This window comes from Bradyrhizobium liaoningense (assembly GCF_018130785.1).
GTDB classification, from domain to species: domain Bacteria; phylum Pseudomonadota; class Alphaproteobacteria; order Rhizobiales; family Xanthobacteraceae; genus Bradyrhizobium; species Bradyrhizobium liaoningense_A.
On sequence record NZ_JAFCJT010000026.1, the window covers coordinates 78,232 to 91,476 of the forward strand.

Consider the following 13,245-nt stretch of genomic DNA (forward strand, 5'->3'; position numbering starts at 1 on the left):
CGGTCACACCGGCTTGTCGTCGTCAGTCACCGGCGACGTCACGACCAGGAACACGAGATCGGTCAGCCCGGAATTCGAGATCGCGTGCTCGACGCCGGGCGGCAGGAAGATCACGTCATGCTTCCGCACGACATGGTTCTTGCCGGCGATCTCCATCAGTCCTTCGCCGTCGAGCACATGATAGACCTGTTCCTGCACCTTGTGATGGTGCCGCGCGACATAGGCCATCGGTTGATACATCGAGATGCGGTAGTCGATGCGGCGCGAACCGGCCGTCTCCGGCATCACCAGCGGCTTCGACAGTGCGCCGCCGAAGTGATTGGGAAATTCGCGCCAGGGCACCTCGGCGATGTTGCGGATGAAGGCGCCAGTCTCCTCGGCCATGATCGTGCTCCCTAGTTCACCAGCGCGCCGCCGTCGACATAGACGATCGAGCCGGTGGCAAAGCCGTTGGCCATGAAGCTCAATATCTGCCAGGCGATGTCCTCGGCCGCACCTACGCGGCCGACCGGCAGCGCAGCCGCCGTCTTGGCCAGCATCTCCTTGCGCGCGGCTTCCGGCATCGCGGCCCGGATCGGCGTGTCGATCACGCCGGGGGAGACCGCATTCACCCGCACTGGCGCAAGCTCGAGCGCGAGCGCACGGGCCAGCGATTCCAGCGCGCCGTTCGCCGCGCTGACGATCGCCGAGTTCGGCCGCGGCCGGACGCTGAGAAAGCCGGTGACCAGCGTCAGCGAACCGCCCGGCCGGATCTCGGCCTCGCGCGCCACCCGCCAGGCGCCCCAGAACTTGCCTTCCATGGTCGCGCGCACGTCGTCCATCGGCACCGTCTTGAACGGCCCGGTACGAAGCTGCGCGGCCGTGAGCACGACATGATCAACAGGGCCGGTGCGGCGGAACAGATCGGCGACGCTCTGGTCGCTGGTGACGTCGGCGGAGATCGCGGTCACCTTCAGCCGCTCGGCGACGGGATCAAGTTTCGCAGCGCTGCGCGAGGCAATGATGACGTCCGCACCCTGGCTCTTGGCAAGCTCTGCCGTGGCGAGCCCGATCCCAGAGGAGCCGCCGACCACGACGACCTTTTTTCCTGCGAGCGTCATTCCGATCTCCCCGATATGTTCTTGATTGGTGGTTTCCCGACTGCGGTCAGCCCGGCTGGAAACGTGTGCCGATGCCGGCCTTGCTCTGGCCGAGGCCCGGCAATTCCCAGACGCCGGCGCCGGCCGGATTGACGTCGGCGGCGATGTCGACGTCGATCAGATAAGGCCTGTTGGCAGCGATGCCCTTGCGGATCGCCTCGCCAAGATCGCCGGCGCGGTCGACCCGCACGCCCTCGACGCCGCAAGAGCGCGCCATCGCCGCGAAATCCGGATTGTAGCGCTCGCCCGTCTCCGGATGCTTGAAGTCGGTCGCAAGCTCGCGTCCGCCGAGATAGCCGCGCTGAAGCCCGCGGATCGAGGCGTAGGCGTAATTGTTCCAGACCACCCAGACCACGGGCAGATTGTACTCGACCGCCGTGCCCAGCACGTTGGCGTGCATGAAGAAGGCACCGTCGCCGCATACGGACACGCAGGGCCGATCGGGGGCCGCGAATTTCGCGCCCATCACGCCGGCGACGCCAAAGCCCATCGGACCAAAACCCATCGAGCCGATCAGCGAATCCGGCCGCTTCGGCTTGCAGAAACCGAGCAGCCAATTGTGATGTACGCCAATGTCGGAAACGAGGATCGCGTCTTCCGGCAGCGCCTTGTCGATCTCGGCCGCGGCGCGCTGCGGATTGATCGGCGTGGTGTCGTCGGAGAAGCCGGGCGCGACGAACTTGTCCCACTCCTTGCGATAGCCATCGATCTGCGCCAGCCATTTCTTGCGCGCATCGGATTTCCTGAAGATGTTGTCGCGGCGGTCGAGTTCGGCATGCACCTGGCGCAGGAAGGTGCGAACGTCGGCCATCAATCCAAGTGCGACGGGGTAGTTGCGGCCGATCTCCTCGGGGTCGATATCGACGTGGATCAGCCTCGTCGGCGGGATGGTGAAGGAATAGCCCGGGATCCATGAACTCGAGGTGCGGTCGTCGAAGCGGACGCCGAGCGCGAGCAGCACATCGGCCTGGCGCGCCGCGTGGTTGGCCTGATAGTGGCCGGCGCGGGCGACGAGCCCGAGCGCGAGGGGATGACTGACGTCGAGCGCGCCGAGCCCGCTCGCAGACGCCGCAACCGGAACCTGAAGCCGCTCGGCGAGCTTGCGCAACTCCTCCGCCGCGCCGCCATAGCGCACGCCCTGCCCGACCAGCATCACCGGCCGCTCGGCCGCGAGCAGCATGTCGACCGCCTTCTCGACGCCATCAGGGTCGGCGCCGCAGCGGCTCGATATATTTGCGCTCCACTCGCTCGCCTTCGGCGCCTCTTCGGCAGCTGCCTCCATGAAGACGTCGAAGGGCACGTCAACCACCACCGGCCCCGGCCGCCCCGTGACCATCGTCTTCCAGGCCTGCCGTATCGCGAGCGGCACCATCTCGCCTCGCGTCGGCTGAAACACCTTCTTGCACATTGTGCGCACGGTGGAAGGGAAGTCGGCCTGGTAGTGCCGGTACATCTCCTGGAACGCGCCGCGGTTGAACTGGCTGGTCGGCACGTTGCCGGTGATCGCCATGAACGGCACGGAGTCGAGGAAGGCATTGGCGAGCGAGATCGGCAGATTGGCCGAGCCCGGCCCGCAGGAGGTGAAGGTCGCCGTCGGTCTGCCGGAGACGCGGTAGTAGACGTCGGCCATGAAGCCGGCGACGCTCTCATGGTGCACGGAGATCGTCTTGATCTCGGAAGAGCGTTCGTACAGCGCGTCGATGAACTGGATGTTGCCGTGGCCGCACAGCCCGAACACATGCGGCACCTTCTCCTGGATCAGATAATCGACAATGACCTGGGCACCATTGAGCATGTTTCGCGACATCAACCCGTCTCCTACCGGCCCACGACTTCTTATGGACCGATGCAGAGAACGCGGCGGTCGTCGCTGGGCCGCGGGCACCCTATTTCTCATAATGCTGTACGTCAATTTATATTGTGATAGGCTATTCACCTGAGGAAACGCGGGCTCGACTCCGACGGCTGCGTGGTTGCGTGCTACTGTCGCTGCATCGAGTCACGACGGATTTGCCAGAGGGGGCCTTGTCCTTGAGATCGCGCACCAAGCCGACGGCCGGCGAGAAGCCCGCAAGCCCGCGCAAGGCCGCGATTGCGAAACTGATCCCCGGCCCCAAACCCGAAAGCGACGATGAAGCCGAGGACAAGCAGCGCGGCGGCGGCGTCCAGTCGCTCGGCCGCGCCTTCTCGATCCTCGAGGAGGTGGCGCGTCATCGCGAGGGAATTGGGCTTGCAGAACTCAGCAAGCTGGTGGGCCTGCACAACTCGACCACGTTTCATCTGGCAAAAACGCTGGTCTCGCTCGGTTATCTTCGCCAGGAGAAGGACAACAAGCGCTACCGCATCGGCCGTCCCTTGTTTGCGCTGGCGGCGAGTGCGCTCGACGAGATCGAGATGGTCAATGTCGCAACGCCGGTGCTTGAGGAGCTGTCGCGCCAGACCGGCGAAAGCGGCCATTTTGCCGTGCGGATGGGCGATGCCGTGGTCGTCATCGCCCGCACCAGTGGCCCCGGCGCGTTCCAGCTCACCGACCGCGTCGGTGTGGTGCGGCCCGCCCATTGCACCGCGCTTGGCAAGATCATCCTGGCCTCGCTCCGCCCCGAACAGCTCAAGCGGTTCATCGATCGCGTGGAACTCAAACCGTCGACGGCCAAATCCATCAGCAATGCCGGCGCGCTGATGCGCGAGATTGCCGAGGTGCAGCGCACCGGCGTCGCCTTCGACGACGGCGAGTTCAATCCGGAAGTGCGCTGCGTCGCCGTGCCCGTCACCGATTTCACCGGTCAGGTGATCGGCGCGCTCGGCATATCCGGACCGATCTGGCGGCTGTCCAACCAGGCGCTGCACGCCAGCGCCCAGGTCGTGCAGGCCGCCGCCGACCGCCTCTCGGCCGAGTTCGGCGCCAAGGACCGGGCGCACAAGGCGCTCACGCAAAAAGCCTGAGCCGCAACCGAAGCGGCGATTTTGCCGGTTGACACCGGCAATGGCGTTCGGGATTATCCTCCAGCATTAGAAAAACGTCTCTCACAATACCGGATACGCGGTTTTGAAAGAGAGGCACGCGATGCACCCGGGAGGAGACGAAGATGATCCGCACCAGCCGACGGACGTTGTTACGGACGGGCGCAGCCTTCGCCGGCGCGTCCGCACTTGGGTTTCCATCGATCGCAAGAGCGCAGGCCGAGAAGATCCGGATCGGGCACCTGACGCCGCTGACCGGCTTCCTCGGCGTGATCGGCAGCTACGCCCAGTTGGGGGTGAAGCTCGCAGCCGAGGAGATCAATGCATCCGGCGGCGTCCTAGGCAAGCAGATCGACCTGCTCTCGGAGGACTCGATCAACCCCGCTACCGCCGCCACCAAGGCCCAGCGCATGCTGGAGCAGGACGGCGCGGTGGTGCTGCTCGGCGAAATCTCGTCGGCGTCCTCGCTCACCATCATGCAGGTCGCAGAGCGCAACAAGAAGGTGTTCTTCTCGACCGGCGCGCGCTCGGACGCGCTGCGCGGCAAGAACTGCAACAAATACTCATTCCACTGCGACATCCCGAACACCGTGATGGTCAACGCGGTCGGCACCGCGCTGTCGCAGAAGGGCATGGTCAAGGGCAAGAAGTTCTTCACGCTCACGGCCGACTACATCTTCGGCCACGACCTGCTGAAAGCCGCAAAATCGTTCTTCGGCGCGCATGAGGCGAACCTGATCGGCGACGAGCTGATCGCGACCGACGTCACCGATTTCAGTCCGTATCTGCTGAAGGTGCGGCAGGCCAAACCCGACGTCGTTTGCTGCAACCTCGCCGGCAACCAGGTGACCAATCTCGTCAAGCAATATGCCGAGTTCGGCTTCCCCTATCCGCTGGTCGGTTTCAACCTCAACACCGGCGATGCCTGGGCCGCGGGCGCGGGCAATCTCAGCGGCACCTGGCCGACGGTCTGGTATCACACGCTGAATAATCCGGCGTCACAGGCCTTCGTCGCGGCCTTCACCAGGAAATACGGCAAGCCACCGGAGAACCACGCCTGGATCGAATATGTGACGCTCAAGCTGCTGGCGGAGGCAATCAACACCACCAAGTCCACCGACAGCAATGAGCTGATCGCCTATTTCGAGAAGCAGGCTCAGTTCGACATCGGCAAGGCGCGAAAGGCCTATTTCCGCAGCTGGGATCACCAGCTCGTGCAGGAGGCCTATCCGTTCACGGTCAAGCCAAAGGACCAGATGAAGGACCAGTGGGACATGCTGGTGCTCGGCGATGTGGTGCCGGCGGCGAACGATCCGCTGGAGACGATCTATCCGACCAAGGAACAGAATCCCTGCGGGATGAAGGCCTGACGCGCGCACGCGCGGCAAGGACGCAACATGCAGCTCGAGTTCCTGCTGGAACAGGTGGTGAATGGCCTCGTGCTCGGAGGCTATTACCTGCTCATCGCGCTCGGGCTGTCGCTGATCTTCTCGGTCGGCGGCATCGTCAATCTCGCGCATGGCGCCTTCTATGCGCTCGGCGCCTATGTCTGCGTCGAGCTGACGAAGCGTCTCGGCTTCGGCGCCTCGGTGGTGATCTCGCCATTCGCGGTCGCCTTGCTCGGCATCCTCTTCGAGCGCTTCATCCTGCGCCGCTTTTACACGGCCGATCCGATCCTGAGCCTGCTCGTGACCTTTGGGCTGGCGATGGTCGCGGAACAGGCGATCCGCATGATCTGGGGCGCAGCTCCGGTCTCGACGGAGATACCACAGAGCTTTCGCGGCTCGGTTATCGTCGGTGACTTCCTGTTCTCGCGCTATCGCCTGCTGATCCTGGCCGTCGTTGCAGCGATCCTGCTCGGGATCTGGCTGCTGCTGCAAAAGACTTCCTTCGGACGCGTGGTGCGCGCCGGCATCCAGCGGCCCGACATGGTCGCGGCCCTCGGCATCCGCCTCCAGCCCTATATGACCGCGATCGTGATGCTCGGCGTCGGCATGGCCGCGCTCGGCGGCGCCTTCTTCGCACCGATCACCACCGTGCATCCGGCGATGGGCGCCGAGATCATGACGGTGGCCTTCGTCGTCGTCGTGATCGGCGGCCTCGGCAGCTTTTGGGGCGTCGTCATCGCCGCCCTCCTCGTGGGCGTGGTCCGCGGCATCGCCATCCACTTCGAGCCGGCGGCCGGTGAAGCCTCGATCTACATCCTGATGTTCCTGGTGCTGCTGGTGCGCCCGCGCGGCCTGCTCGGCGAACGGATCGAGAAGTTCGAATGAGCCGCGCTTCCGCCATCGACAGATTGAAACCGCTGCTGATCGCGGCTGCCGCGGTCGTCGCACTGCCCTTCGTGCTCAGAGCCTTCGGCTTGTCACTGAACACCGGCACATGGATCGTCGGCCTCGCGATCGCAACCATGGGGCTCAACCTCTGCATCGGCTACACCGGCCTCGTCTCGTTCGGCCACAGCGCCTGGTTCGGCATCGGCGCCTATGCTGCCGGCCTGATCCAGCTTCGCTACTTTCCCGGCGAGATCTGGCTGCCGCTGCTCGGATCGATGGTCGTCGTCGCGATCGCCTCGACGGCGATCGGCATACTGATCCTGCGCCGGCGCGGCGTCTATTTCTCGCTGCTGACGCTGGCGCTGGCCGCGCTCGTCTACACCACCGCCTTCCGCTGGACCAGCCTCACCGGCGGCGAGGACGGGCTCGGCGGGCTCAAGCGTGGCGGCATCGGACCGATCAGCTTCGACAATGCGCTCAACTATTACATCGTGGTCGCGGCGATCGGGCTCGCCGTGCTCTACGTGCTGATGCGCCTCGTGCGCTCGCCGTTCGGGCACGTGCTGGTCGCGATCCGCGAGAACCAGCTGCGCGCAAGCTTTCAGGGGTATCCGGTCGAGCGCTACAAGCTTGCGGTGTTCGTGATCTCCGCCGTCGTCACCGGGGTTGCCGGCGCGCTGATCGCGTTCCTGAACTATCTGGTCTCGGCCGAAGCGGTCTCGGTGCCGTTCGCCGGCGAACTGCTTGCAATGGTCGTCATCGGCGGCATGCGCAGCCTTCTCGGCCCCGCGCTCGGCGCGCTGTTCTTCATCCTGTTCCGGGAGCTGTTCTCGATCTGGACGTCGGACTGGCTGTTCTGGTTCGGCCTCACCTTCGTGGCCTTCGTGATGTATTCGCCCGGTGGCCTCGTCGGCATCGGTTCGCTGATCATGCGGCGCCTCCGTCCGCCCGCGGAAGAATCCGCCGCGATGAGCCGGCGCAAGATCTATGACGGCCTGCCGCTACCCGGTTTCCTGCGGCCGGAGGCACTGAAGGGCACGGTGCTGGAAGTCAGCAGCGTCTCCCGAAAATTCGGCGGCATCCGCGCGGTCGAGAATGCCAGCATCAAGGTCGCGGCCGGCGAGATCCATGCGCTGATCGGGCCGAACGGTGCCGGCAAGACCACGCTGTTCAACCTGGTCTCCGGCCTCTATGCGCCAGACCAGGGCACGATTCGCCTGCAGGGGCGCGACATCGCCGGCGTGACGGCGAATCTGATCTGCCACCAGGGGCTGGCGCGCTCGTTTCAGATCACGAACCTGTTTCGCGGATTGACGATCTACGAGAACCTCCGCCTGTCGCTGCAGGCGCGCCGCCCTATGCGCTTCAACATCTGGAACGACATCGACGCGTATGAGGACATTCATGCCGAGACTGCCGCGCTGACAAAATTCCTCGGGCTCGAAGGTATCGAGGAGATCGAGGGCGGCGAGCTCTCCTATGGCGGGCAGCGGCTGGTCGATCTCGGCATCGCGCTCGGCTCCAAGCCGCAGGTGCTGCTGCTCGACGAGCCGCTCGCGGGGCTTGCCGCCGCCGAGCGCGAACGGGTCTCCAACCTCGTCAAGAACATCGCCGCCAACATTCCCGTGCTGATCGTCGAGCACGACATCGACCGCGTGCTTGGCTTCTCGCAGGTCGTCACCGTGATGAACCAGGGCGAGGTCCTGATGTCCGACTGCCCCAGGGCAGTGCGGGCCGATCCGCGGGTGCAGGAGATCTACACCGGCAAGGGCATTCCCGCCGTCGAGCATCGGCGCAGCCCTGAGGAGGCCGGCGAGCACGCAACCGTGCTGCGCCTCGATCGCGTCAACACGTTCTACGGCAAGAGCCACATCCTCAACGATGCCGCGCTCGACGTCCGCGAAGGCGAGATCGTCGCGCTGCTCGGCCGCAACGGTGCCGGCAAATCGACGCTGCTCAAGTCCATCGCCGGCCTCGTGCCAGCGGCCTCCGGCAGCATCGACTATCGCGGCGCCGACATCGCGGGCCTCGCCGCGCCCGACATCGCGCGGCGCGGCGTCGGCTATGTGCCGCAGGGCCGCGGGCTGTTCGCCGGCATGACCGTGCGCGAAAACCTCGCGCTCGGGCGCCTCGCGCGCAAGACCGACGGCAGCGACGGCGTGGTGTGGGGCGAAGAGCAGATCCTGCAATATTTCCCGCGCCTGAAGGAGCGCATGAACGTCGCCGCCGACTATCTCTCCGGCGGCGAGCAGCAGATGGTCGCGGTTGCGCGTGCGATGTCCGGCAATGTCCGCCTGCTGCTGCTGGACGAGCCCTTCGAGGGCCTCGCGCCGGCGGTGACGCTGGAGCTGTTCAAAGTGTTCGACCAGCTTCGCCGGCACATGTCGATCGTGATCGTCGAGCACAATCTCGACCTCGTGCTGGCGCTGGCCGATCGCGTTTTCGCGCTGGAGCGCGGCGCCGTATTCCATCAGGGACCGGCGGCGCCGCTACTGAGCGATCTCGGCTACCGCAAGCAGATCCTGTGGCTGTGACGGAAACAGTTGCCCCCTCTCCCGCTTGCGGGAGAGGTTAAGGAGCCCGCAGCACCACCGCGCCTCACTCACTCCGCCTTGATGTTCGCGGCCGCGACGACCTCGGCAAGCTCCCTGGTCTCCTTCGCGATCTTCACGGCGTACTCGGCCGGGCTGAGCACGCTGACAACGCCCTGCGAACCAAGCTTCTCCTCGACTGCCGGGTCCTTGGCCGCCGTGACGATCTCCCGGTGCAGCGTCTCCAGGATCGGCCCTGGTGTCGCCTTCGGCATGAAGAAGCCGACCCAGAACGAGATGTCGAAGCCGGAATAGCCGGCTTCCGCGACGGTCGGCACGTCGGGCAACGCCGGCAGCCGCTCCGCGGATGACACCGCGAGCGCACGCAGCTTGCCGGCCTTCACCAGCGGCACGGCGGAGAGCGGATCGAACACCGCCAACACCTCCTGCGCGAGGATGCCGACCTCGGACGCAGCACCTCCGCGATAGGGCACATGGATCAGCTTGATGCCGGCCTTCTGGCTGAGCAGCTCCATGGCGAGATGGGCGAGGTTGCCGTTGCCGCCCGAGCCGTAGGCAAGCTCGCCCGGCCTGGCCTTCGCCGCGGCCACGAGATCGGCCACCGTCTTGATGTCGGCGGTCTTGGGATTCTCCGGATTGACTACGAGCACGAGCGGCGCCGAGACGACCGTGGTGAGCGGCGCGAAATCGCCTTGCGGATCGTAGCGGGCGTCCTTGAACAGCGTCTTGTTGAGCGTGATGGTGGACGAGTTGCAGGCGAGGATGGTGTAGCCGTCCGCGTCCGCGCGCGCCACGCCCTCGGCTGCGATCATGCCGTTGGCGCCGGCACGGTTCTCGACCACGAAGGGCTGGCCGAGCTTGTTGCTCAGCCGGTCGCCGACGATGCGCGCGACAACATCGACAGGGCCGCCCGCGCTGAAGCCGACCATGATCTTGACCGGACGCGTCGGATATTTTTGCGCGAGAGCCTCGGTCGTCACGCACAATCCGGCGACAATCGCCAGCAGGCGAAGCGTTCGTTGCATTCGTTCTCTCCCCACACCCGCGCTGCCGCTTTTGCAGGACGCGGCGCATCTGGAGATCATGATTAGCGGTCGCGCCGGATTTCGCAATCGCGTTTGCACGCCGGCATTCCGTCGCGCGGCACGTGAGAGCCGCATCCAGACAAAAAATGCGAAAACAACCCCATGCACAGTAGCCGGCCCCTGTCAGGACAAGGACTTGCACAGGACAATCGCTTCGGATGCCACGAAATGAAATTTGACACGTCGGGCAAAACACCGGCATGATGGCATCATCGCAACAATCGCCAGCGTCCAAACCGCCCGACCAAGGGCGCCTCGCCGCGAGCGTGCGTAAGGCCTTCATCGACATCTCGAAATTCGCAGTCACGCGCAGCGAGCGGTCACTCGCGCGCCCGCGCCGGTAAGGACACAGCACATGACGACATCCCCAAAACGCCACGGCGCGCCGCCGGTCGCGGCAAACGATCGCAGTGGCCTCGCCGGCAGCCCGCGGATCAAACTCTACAAGCGGCGGATTGCGATCAACCATCCCGATCCGCAAGCCGGCGAGCGTCTGCTGGCCGAGGCGCTCGGCGCCGTCGATCGCGACGCGCTGCATGGCCTGCTGAAGCAATTGGTGAAGGCCAGCGTGATCGGGCAGAAGCCCGATGAAGCCAATCTCGCCTTCATGGTCTCGATGATCAGAAGCATCGCGCCGACGGACTCCATCGAGGCCATGCTGGTGTCCCAGATGGTCTCCGTTCACATGGCGGCGATGCACTCTGCCTGTCGCCTCGCCTGCATCGACGATCTTGCGCAGCATGAGAGCGTCACGCGTGCACTGACCCGGCTCTCCCGCACCTTCGCCGCCCAGGTCGAGGCGCTGAGCCGCCACCGCAACAGCGACGAGCGTACGATCATGGTACGGAATCTGTCGGTGCAGGATGGAGGAAGAGCGATCGTGGGCAACATTACCCAGCACGCGAGCGTGATCGTTGCAGAGCCGAACGCTGCGACGGATGCAGGACTGGTCCCGCGCCACGAAACCGGCCTGCACGAAGAGACCGAAGCCAGGCAAGGCGCGTGAGCGGCGATCACACCCGCAACACGGCTGCGATGCAGGCGAGTCCGCGCTGCGGCGCCAGGACACGCAGCGGCACCGCCTGCCTCGCGCCGGCGGTGCACGGCAAGACCCGCTGTCGCATGCATGGCGGCGCCGCGAGATCAGGCGCACCGAGGGGAAATCAGAATGCGCAGAAGCACGGGCTATTCGCGCAGGACCGGATCACGGAACGAAGGGCGATGCGGTCGTTGCTCGGCGAGACGCGGAAGCTGCTGCAAGAGCTCGGCTAGGCCGTATACCCATAAACCTCGCGGCGTGATGCGACGAAGGCTACGCCTGCTTTGCCCCCAATAGCGACCAGGTTCGTGCGGCAGCGCAAGAGGTCGCGATGGGCCCGAAACAGACGTTCGTCGCCTCGTCAGCAATCGACTTGCCTGCACGCTATTGCTCCCGCACGCCTCCCTTCCTCAGCCCATCGACAATGTCATCGAACTCACGACGAAATTGCGGATTACTCGAGAGTGCGTAGCCAAATTCACGGAACCACTGGATCGTGAAATCTGGTCGGAGCTTAATCAATTCAGTTAAGCTTTGGCGTGCCTGCTCCAATTGCCCTGTAGTTCCATAAGCCGAAACCAGATCTACATGGCCGAACCATAATGCGTTGTTAATATTGATCGCCCGCCTACATTCCTCGATGGCTTCTTGGTATTCATGCAGGTGCAGGTGTGCATGGCAACGGTTGTAATACCAAGAGACAGCAATCGGATCTTTCGGGCTGAGGCGGAGTGCCAGCTGAAGCGGCGAGAAGGCTTCGCGGGCCCGCCCGGAGAGGATGAGTGCAAGTCCTTTCTGAGCGTAGGCCATCGGGAAATTTGGATTGATTTCAAGCGCAGCGTCGTATTGAGGCAACGCCTCCTCAGGGCGCCCAAATACTCGAAGAGTGTCCCCCTTTACCACGTAAGCCAATGCGTTTGACGAGCTTTTCGCAAGAGCCCTGTCGATGAGATCAGTCGCTATTTTTTTATCTTCGGCCATGGACGCCGACCACCTGAAGCTCGCAGCAATGGCCAAGCACCACGCTTTCGCGATCATTGCATCGACGTTATCCGGATCGAGACGCAACGCACTGTCGAACAGGTCCTTTGCCTGCGCGATTTCCGTCTTCGACCGGGGCTCATAGAACTTTGCCCAGCCGCGCATCGTGAAGTCCATGGCGTCTGGATTTCTAGATTGGTCCTTTTCGCTGCGGCGGCTTTCGGCATGCATGAGTTCAATGTTTAGCGAGCGTGCGAGCCGTCCTGTGATTTGGTCCTGCAAGGCGGCGACATTCGTGCGATCGCCATCGAAACGATCCGACCAGACGTCCCGACCGCTCGCGATATCCGTGAGCGATACGTTTACCCGGACCTGATCCCCATTGCGCCGCACCGCCCCTTGGACTGCCCACCGGATGCCGAGATCCTTCCCGAGCGTCTTGAGATCGATCGGCTTGTTTTTGTATGTGAAGGCCGTCCCGCGTCCGATGACGAATGCGCCGGGCATTTGCGCGAGATCGGTCGTCAGATCGGTCGTAATACTGTCGGCGAAATAGTCCTGTTCCGGATCGTTGTTGAGGTTTGCGAATGGCAGGACAACGAGAGACAACCGGGGAGCAACATCGGGCCGGGCCGTGGCCTCCCTCTGCGTCTGTTGCTTGTCCGGAAAAACGTCTGTCCGGATTGTCTTCCACACAGTCCAGAAGCCGACGAGGCCACCCGCGATCGCGCCGACGGCGGCAATCGAGGCGAGCGCGCGGCCCATCAACTGCAATCGTGCCCGGAGGCGACTCTTTAGATTGCGATCGGATGTCGCGAGATTGCAGTCGGATGTCGCTTTGTCCGCTTGCTCGTTATCGGATGTTGGTCTGTCCGGTAGCTCGTTGGGGACTTCCGAGTTCGTCACCGTTGCCTCCCCCGCAGGGGGCAAAACACGAAACTAGCAGATTTTCGCGGCGTTGGGTTGGTCAAGGTTGCTGACTAGTTCACGCCTCCCTCAAATTGTTGCTTCGACAATCGTCTGTTCTACGACGTGATGTCCGCATCGGTCACCGCGCCAACGGCCCTGTCAGCTACGGGCCGATTTTGTTGCAAAAGTCGGCTGTAACCGACGGATGTCTTTCGGCCATTCGGTCAGGCCGACCGGCTTTGATCCGCCGCCCCTAACGCTCTCAACGCAACTCCTACGCTACGCAATGCGCAAAGCATGAGC

Annotated in this window: 11 protein-coding genes; 6 read left to right on the plus strand and 5 right to left on the minus strand. The window is 64.1% G+C overall.

Annotated elements, in window-relative coordinates; all coding sequences use genetic code 11:
• Window positions 1-3 precede the first annotated feature (3 nt).
• The 3 genes from JQ627_RS33100 to JQ627_RS33110 are packed head-to-tail and all read right to left on the minus strand — an operon-like array spanning window position 4 to window position 2,946.
• Complete coding sequence (locus JQ627_RS33100; RefSeq protein ID WP_212488553.1) at window positions 4-384, minus strand: cupin domain-containing protein; 381 nt, start codon at window positions 382-384, stop codon at window positions 4-6.
• Window positions 385-395: 11 nt separating this feature from the next.
• A complete protein-coding gene (locus JQ627_RS33105; RefSeq protein ID WP_212488554.1) occupies window positions 396-1,100 on the minus strand; it encodes an SDR family oxidoreductase in 705 nt (234 codons plus the stop codon).
• A 46-nt stretch (window positions 1,101-1,146) separates the two neighbouring features.
• Window positions 1,147-2,946 (minus strand): thiamine pyrophosphate-binding protein, encoded by a 1,800-nt coding sequence (locus tag JQ627_RS33110; RefSeq protein ID WP_212488555.1) that lies wholly within the window; start codon window positions 2,944-2,946, stop codon window positions 1,147-1,149.
• A 218-nt stretch (window positions 2,947-3,164) separates the two neighbouring features.
• Here JQ627_RS33110 and JQ627_RS33115 point away from each other — a divergent pair, with 218 nt between their 5' ends.
• From JQ627_RS33115 to JQ627_RS33130, 4 genes are all read left to right on the plus strand, one after another.
• Complete coding sequence (locus JQ627_RS33115) at window positions 3,165-4,082, plus strand: IclR family transcriptional regulator (protein ID WP_212488556.1); 918 nt, start codon at window positions 3,165-3,167, stop codon at window positions 4,080-4,082.
• A 143-nt stretch (window positions 4,083-4,225) separates the two neighbouring features.
• Complete coding sequence (locus tag JQ627_RS33120; RefSeq protein WP_212488557.1) at window positions 4,226-5,470, plus strand: ABC transporter substrate-binding protein; 1,245 nt, start codon at window positions 4,226-4,228, stop codon at window positions 5,468-5,470.
• A 27-nt stretch (window positions 5,471-5,497) separates the two neighbouring features.
• Complete coding sequence (locus JQ627_RS33125) at window positions 5,498-6,373, plus strand: branched-chain amino acid ABC transporter permease (RefSeq protein WP_212488558.1); 876 nt, start codon at window positions 5,498-5,500, stop codon at window positions 6,371-6,373.
• Window positions 6,370-8,910, plus strand: coding sequence for a branched-chain amino acid ABC transporter ATP-binding protein/permease (locus JQ627_RS33130; protein ID WP_212488559.1), 2,541 nt, complete (start codon window positions 6,370-6,372; stop codon window positions 8,908-8,910). The genes JQ627_RS33125 and JQ627_RS33130 overlap by 4 nt, the downstream gene beginning before the upstream one ends.
• A gap of 68 nt (window positions 8,911-8,978) precedes the next feature.
• Here the strand turns inward: JQ627_RS33130 and JQ627_RS33135 are convergent, their stop codons facing one another.
• Complete coding sequence (locus JQ627_RS33135; protein WP_212488560.1) at window positions 8,979-9,953, minus strand: tripartite tricarboxylate transporter substrate binding protein; 975 nt, start codon at window positions 9,951-9,953, stop codon at window positions 8,979-8,981.
• A 415-nt stretch (window positions 9,954-10,368) separates the two neighbouring features.
• Between JQ627_RS33135 and JQ627_RS33140 the strand changes: the two genes are divergently transcribed.
• Together JQ627_RS33140 and JQ627_RS33145 are read left to right on the plus strand one after the other, a co-directional pair.
• Window positions 10,369-11,019: a hypothetical protein gene (locus tag JQ627_RS33140; RefSeq protein ID WP_212488561.1), complete on the plus strand. Its 651-nt coding sequence runs from the start codon at window positions 10,369-10,371 to the stop codon at window positions 11,017-11,019.
• Window positions 11,016-11,285 (plus strand): HGGxSTG domain-containing protein, encoded by a 270-nt coding sequence (locus JQ627_RS33145; protein WP_312015827.1) that lies wholly within the window; start codon window positions 11,016-11,018, stop codon window positions 11,283-11,285. The genes JQ627_RS33140 and JQ627_RS33145 overlap by 4 nt, the downstream gene beginning before the upstream one ends.
• 151 nt (window positions 11,286-11,436) lie before the next feature.
• On the opposite strand, the gene JQ627_RS33150 is transcribed toward JQ627_RS33145, so the two are convergent.
• Window positions 11,437-12,939, minus strand: a complete 1,503-nt coding sequence (locus JQ627_RS33150) for a tetratricopeptide repeat protein (protein WP_212488562.1) — start codon at window positions 12,937-12,939, stop codon at window positions 11,437-11,439.
• Between the last annotated feature and the right edge of the window lie 306 nt (window positions 12,940-13,245).

What these genes read in the sequence shown, in the direction of transcription:
- JQ627_RS33100 (WP_212488553.1), bottom strand. Translation starts at nt 384, where the DNA reads ATGGCCGAGGAGACTGGCGCCTTCATCCGCAACATCGCCGAGGTGCCC.
- JQ627_RS33105 (WP_212488554.1), bottom strand. Translation starts at nt 1,100, where the DNA reads ATGACGCTCGCAGGAAAAAAGGTCGTCGTGGTCGGCGGCTCCTCTGGG.
- JQ627_RS33110 (WP_212488555.1), bottom strand. Translation starts at nt 2,946, where the DNA reads ATGTCGCGAAACATGCTCAATGGTGCCCAGGTCATTGTCGATTATCTG.
- JQ627_RS33120 (WP_212488557.1), top strand. Translation starts at nt 4,226, where the DNA reads ATGATCCGCACCAGCCGACGGACGTTGTTACGGACGGGCGCAGCCTTC.
- JQ627_RS33125 (WP_212488558.1), top strand. Translation starts at nt 5,498, where the DNA reads ATGCAGCTCGAGTTCCTGCTGGAACAGGTGGTGAATGGCCTCGTGCTC.
- JQ627_RS33130 (WP_212488559.1), top strand. Translation starts at nt 6,370, where the DNA reads ATGAGCCGCGCTTCCGCCATCGACAGATTGAAACCGCTGCTGATCGCG.
- JQ627_RS33135 (WP_212488560.1), bottom strand. Translation starts at nt 9,953, where the DNA reads ATGCAACGAACGCTTCGCCTGCTGGCGATTGTCGCCGGATTGTGCGTG.
- JQ627_RS33140 (WP_212488561.1), top strand. Translation starts at nt 10,369, where the DNA reads ATGACGACATCCCCAAAACGCCACGGCGCGCCGCCGGTCGCGGCAAAC.